Here is a 4,352-nt window from a genome sequence, read left to right as displayed (position 1 = left end):
ACTGGATGAGTTCCAGGACCCGGCTGTCCGCAATTCGCCCGGCCACTCTCGCAAGAAGGGGTAGGTGTGGAATCGAGTCAAAATAACTTTGCAGGTCGGCATCGACCACCCAGCAGTAGCCCGCTTTCACATGCCGGTCCACCTCGCGCAGCGCATCTTTGCAGCCTAAGCCCGGACGAAAGCCGTAGCTTCGCGGCTCGAACTCATGCTCAAAGATCGGCTCGATTACCAGCTTCAGGGCCGCTTGAACTACGCGGTCTTTTACGACGGGTATACCGAGCGGGCGGCGTCCTTTACCTTTCGGAATGTAGACGCGCCGCACCGGCTGAGGGCGATAGCTGCCATCCTGCAATGCATGCGCCAGTTCAGCAAGATAGCGGTCCCGCGCTTGCGCGAATCGCTTCACGCTCATGCGGTCCACTCCCGCTGCCCCGGCGTTCTTCCTGACCTGAGCCCACCCCAGCGCGAGCGTGTCCAGGCGAAATACCTTGTCGATCAAACTATGCCATTTACCTCCCTTAACTCCGTTTTGTAGAGCAGCCAACATAGCGTCCGTCCAGATTGAAGCCGACGCGAATTTCCGCTGCACACAGCTTCCCAGCGCATCTGCATCTCGTCTAGTCGTTTCCGACACTGGCGATGCTTCGATCTTCATCTCTGCTCCCTTCCGGTCTTTTGCTATCAACTTTCCTGCCCCGCTTCCCTAGTGCGCCTTTTGCTCTGACACAGGTCTCCACGGATCAACACTTCCGTGTGCGGTACTACCGGGACTCTGACCCCTGCCAGCGTTCACCTCGCCAGCAGGTCTCCCCGCTTGCTTCGTGCCACCGTCCCATCGTTCCGTCCTCAATCACGTGGTATGCCACGGCACCGCTTTGTCCGCCACGACAGCGTGCTGTGTTACTTCCAGGCTTCGCCACTTTAGTGCAGGCTCGCCGCCATACCCCGCCGAAACAGGTTCGTTAACCTACGGACCGACAGTTCGCTTCCGGTTACTCCACACCCCGCCTCGCGACGACGCAGTTACCTTCAGCTACGGAGCTGTGGCCAACTCCGACAGGGACTTTCACCCTGCAGATGGCACGCCATCACGGGCGTACACTAAACCGCTGACGCGGTAGTGGGAGGTGGGCACAGGTCTATGGCTGACGTTTCATGAAGAGGGCCATCTGGCGCTGAACCCCGGCGAGGTGATGAGCGGTATCGCCAGGAGCAGTATGTGAACGCCCGGTTGGGCATTCCACCCACTGCTTCCATGAGGCTCGCAATGACGCCACTGCGCCAACGCATGTTGCACGACATGCAGATCCGCAACCTTGCGGAGAATACACAGCATTCCTACCTGATTCAGGTATCCTGTTTAGCCCGCCACTTCCGCCGTTCGCCTGAACTGCTGGGTCCCGAGGAGATCCGGGTCTGGCTCGTCTACCTCCGCGAAGAGCGCGAGCTGGCACCTGCCAGTCTTGGCGCAACGATCTCTTGGCGCAACGATCGGCGCACTGCGTTTTCTCTACCGCGTGACGCTCAAACGCGACTGGAGCGACGAGGACTTTCCCTTGCCGAGGAAGCCGGTTCGACTGCCAGTCATCCTCAGCCTGGAGGAGATCACCACCTTCTTCGAGTCGATCGCCAGTCTCAAGCACCGCACCATCCTGATGACCGCGTACGCCGCCGGACTGCGGGTGTCAGAAGTCGTGCATCTGAAGGTCACCGATATCGACAGCAGGCGCATGGTCATCCGTGTGAGCCAGGGGAAGAACCATAAGGATCGCTACGTCATGCTCTCGCCGAGGCTGCTTGAGATCCTTGCGAACGTACTGGCACGATGCTCACCCGCGGGACTGGCTGTTTCCAGGCAACATTCCCGGACGGCCCATCAGCCGCGATGCCGTGGGCCACGGCATGCCAGCTTGCACGTAAGCGTAGCGGCATCCTTGCAATTACCCACTTCTTTTTAGCGCGAAACCTGGTAACCTGGTGCACATCATGTTTCGTGTGCGAGCGAAATGGCCGGCAAGCGACAGGCGGATGAGCGGGCGTGGTTCGAGAAGGAAGTTGAAGCGAGCGAATTTCAGGATGCCAGACTGCGCAAGCGTTTCGGCGTAGTGCTGGAACAGTTATGGTCGGGGATGGGCCAGACGATTCCGTTCGCATGCCAGGACTGGGCATCGACCAAGGCTGCGTACCGCTTCCTATCGAATGACCGTGTCAGCGAACAGGATATCCTGAGTGGCCACTTTCAGGCGAGCGCTGGGCGCTTCAAGGCAACACAAGGACCCATTCTCATCCTGCAGGATACGACGACATTCTCATATCAGCGGGAACGTCCCGAACTCATTGGCTATACAGGCAAGACGTCGGTCCCCCGAGGAAAGCATGGCCTGCTCACGCCGCTGACGCAATGTGGGGTCCTGATGCATTCGAGTCTCGTAGTCACCTCCGAAGGATTGCCGCTGGGTCTGGCGGCGGTGAAGTTCTGGACCCGAAGCAGATTCAAGGGCACAACGGCACTGAAGAGACACATCAACCCCACGCGAGTCCCGATTGAGGAGAAGGAAAGCTACCGCTGGCTGGAGAACATGCGCCAGTCAACGGCGCTACTCGATGATCCGGTGCGCTGCATTCACGTCGGCGATCGGGAAAGCGACATCTACGAACTGTTTTGCACCGCGCATGATCTGTGCACATACTTTCTCGTGCGAACCTGCGTCGACCGGCTCGCGGGCGATGGTCAACATACCATCGCACACGAAATGGAACAGGTTAAGGTCAAAGGACTGCACCGCGTCGAGCTTCGCGACGCGAAGGGGCGTGCGACGCTCGCAACCCTTGAAATCCGCTACCAGCAGATGACGGTGTTGCCCCCCATCGGCAAGCAGGACCGCTATCCGGCACTGCAGCTCACGGTGATTCACGCGCATGAGCGTGATGTGCCACCCGGGCGTGCCGGCATTGAATGGAAGTTGCTGACCAATCTCCCGGTCCGATCACGGGCCCAGGCAATCGAGAAGCTCGACTGGTATGCCATGCGCTGGAAGATCGAAACCTTCCACAAGATTCTCAAGTCCGGATGCAAGGCAGAGGACTCGAAGCTACGCACAGCCGATCGGCTCGCGAACCTGATCTCCGTATTCTGCATCCTGAGCTGGCGCATATTCTGGCTGACCATGGTCAGCCGGTGCGCACCGCAAGCTGCGCCTGACACGGTGTTCACATCAACCGAAATTGAATTGCTCGAGCGTTTGGTCCCAGACTTGCCGCTTACCGCACAGGCACCGCCGCTCTTGCGCAACCTCATCAAGGTTGCCCGGCTTGGCGGCTATCTGGCCCGGGCGAGCGATCCACCTCCAGGTAATACCGTTATGTGGCGCGGCATGCAGCGCTTCACCGACATTCAACTCGGATATGAACTCGCCCTCAATCGAAGTGGGTAATTGCAAGAGCGGCATCACGAAACCCATCACGCCGCATTCGCTGAGGCACGCCTTCGCCACGCATTTACTGGAGGCCGGCACCGACGTGCGCCGGATCCAGCTGCTGATGGGTCACAGGTCTTTTGCGATCACTTCGTATTACTTATGATACGCGACCAGCACCGTGTGCGCGACCCCGAGTCCCTTCGACCTGCTGCCGCATCCCGCACCCATCCCGCCTGAGCCCACACCGCCCGCATACTTCTGAAGCCGGCGATGCGCCCGACGCTCGAGGTGGCGGACATCTTCCGCAGCCTCGGCCCACAGTACCGGCAGACCCATGCCGACGTCCTCAGTCGTGCCCAGCAGCGCGCGATGAGTGCCATCGAGCTGTGCCGCACCGCCGCGCTCGGCGGCCATGTCGAGCAGTGCGATGCCTGCGGCCATCAGCGCATTGCCTACGACTCGTGCCGCCATCGATGCTGTCCGAAGTGCCAGTCGCTCGCCCGCGCGCAATGGCTCGAGCGCCGGCCGGCCGAACTGCTCCCCGAGCTTGAGTACTTCCATGTCGTCTTCACGCTGCCCGAACCCATCGCGGCACTCGCGTACCAGAACAAGAGGTTTCTCTATGACATGCTGTTTCGCACCAGCGCCGCGACGCTGCGCACGATCGCCGCCGATCCGAAACACCTGGGGGCGGACATCGGCTTCCTCTCCGTCCTGCACACGTGGGGACAGAATCTGCTGCACCATCCGCACGTCCACTGCGTGATACCAGGCGGCGGCATTGCCCCGGACGGCGAGCGCTTGGATCGCGTGCCGACCGGGCTTCTTTCTGCCCGTGCGGGTGCTCTCACGCCTGTTCCGGCGTCTGTTTCTCGAGCAGCTGCGCCGCGCCTTCGACACCGGCTTGCTGCGCTTCCATGGCCAGCTCGAGCC

The 4,352-nt window shown here is 60.6% G+C and carries 4 protein-coding genes and 2 pseudogenes; 5 read left to right on the top strand and 1 reads right to left on the bottom strand.

Going from position 1 to position 4,352, the window contains the following annotated elements:
* A partial coding sequence (locus tag HV796_RS40455) for a reverse transcriptase domain-containing protein (protein ID WP_246356347.1) occupies positions 1 to 655 on the bottom strand: 655 nt, incomplete at its 3' end.
* 600 nt (positions 656 to 1,255) lie between these two features.
* Here HV796_RS40455 and HV796_RS45000 point away from each other — a divergent pair.
* From HV796_RS45000 to HV796_RS40435, 5 genes and pseudogenes are all read left to right on the top strand, one after another.
* A pseudogene (locus HV796_RS45000) lies at positions 1,256 to 1,405 on the top strand (integrase); the annotation flags it as partial.
* A 58-nt stretch (positions 1,406 to 1,463) separates the two neighbouring features.
* Complete coding sequence (locus HV796_RS44995; RefSeq protein WP_246356346.1) at positions 1,464 to 1,958, top strand: tyrosine-type recombinase/integrase; 495 nt, start codon at positions 1,464 to 1,466, stop codon at positions 1,956 to 1,958.
* A gap of 48 nt (positions 1,959 to 2,006) precedes the next feature.
* The gene (locus tag HV796_RS40445) at positions 2,007 to 3,434 is read left to right on the top strand and encodes an IS4 family transposase (RefSeq protein ID WP_175233309.1); all 1,428 of its coding nucleotides are present in this window, start codon (positions 2,007 to 2,009) and stop codon (positions 3,432 to 3,434) included.
* Complete coding sequence (locus HV796_RS46245; RefSeq protein ID WP_377757741.1) at positions 3,406 to 3,582, top strand: tyrosine-type recombinase/integrase; 177 nt, start codon at positions 3,406 to 3,408, stop codon at positions 3,580 to 3,582. The genes HV796_RS40445 and HV796_RS46245 overlap by 29 nt, the downstream gene beginning before the upstream one ends.
* Positions 3,583 to 3,689: 107 nt before the next feature.
* Positions 3,690 to 4,352: pseudogene (locus HV796_RS40435) on the top strand (IS91 family transposase); the annotation flags it as partial.

It is taken from the genome of Paraburkholderia humisilvae (genome assembly GCF_902859855.1).
Lineage (GTDB): Bacteria > Pseudomonadota > Gammaproteobacteria > Burkholderiales > Burkholderiaceae > Paraburkholderia > Paraburkholderia humisilvae.
This window is presented reverse-complemented; position numbering and strand designations above follow the sequence as displayed.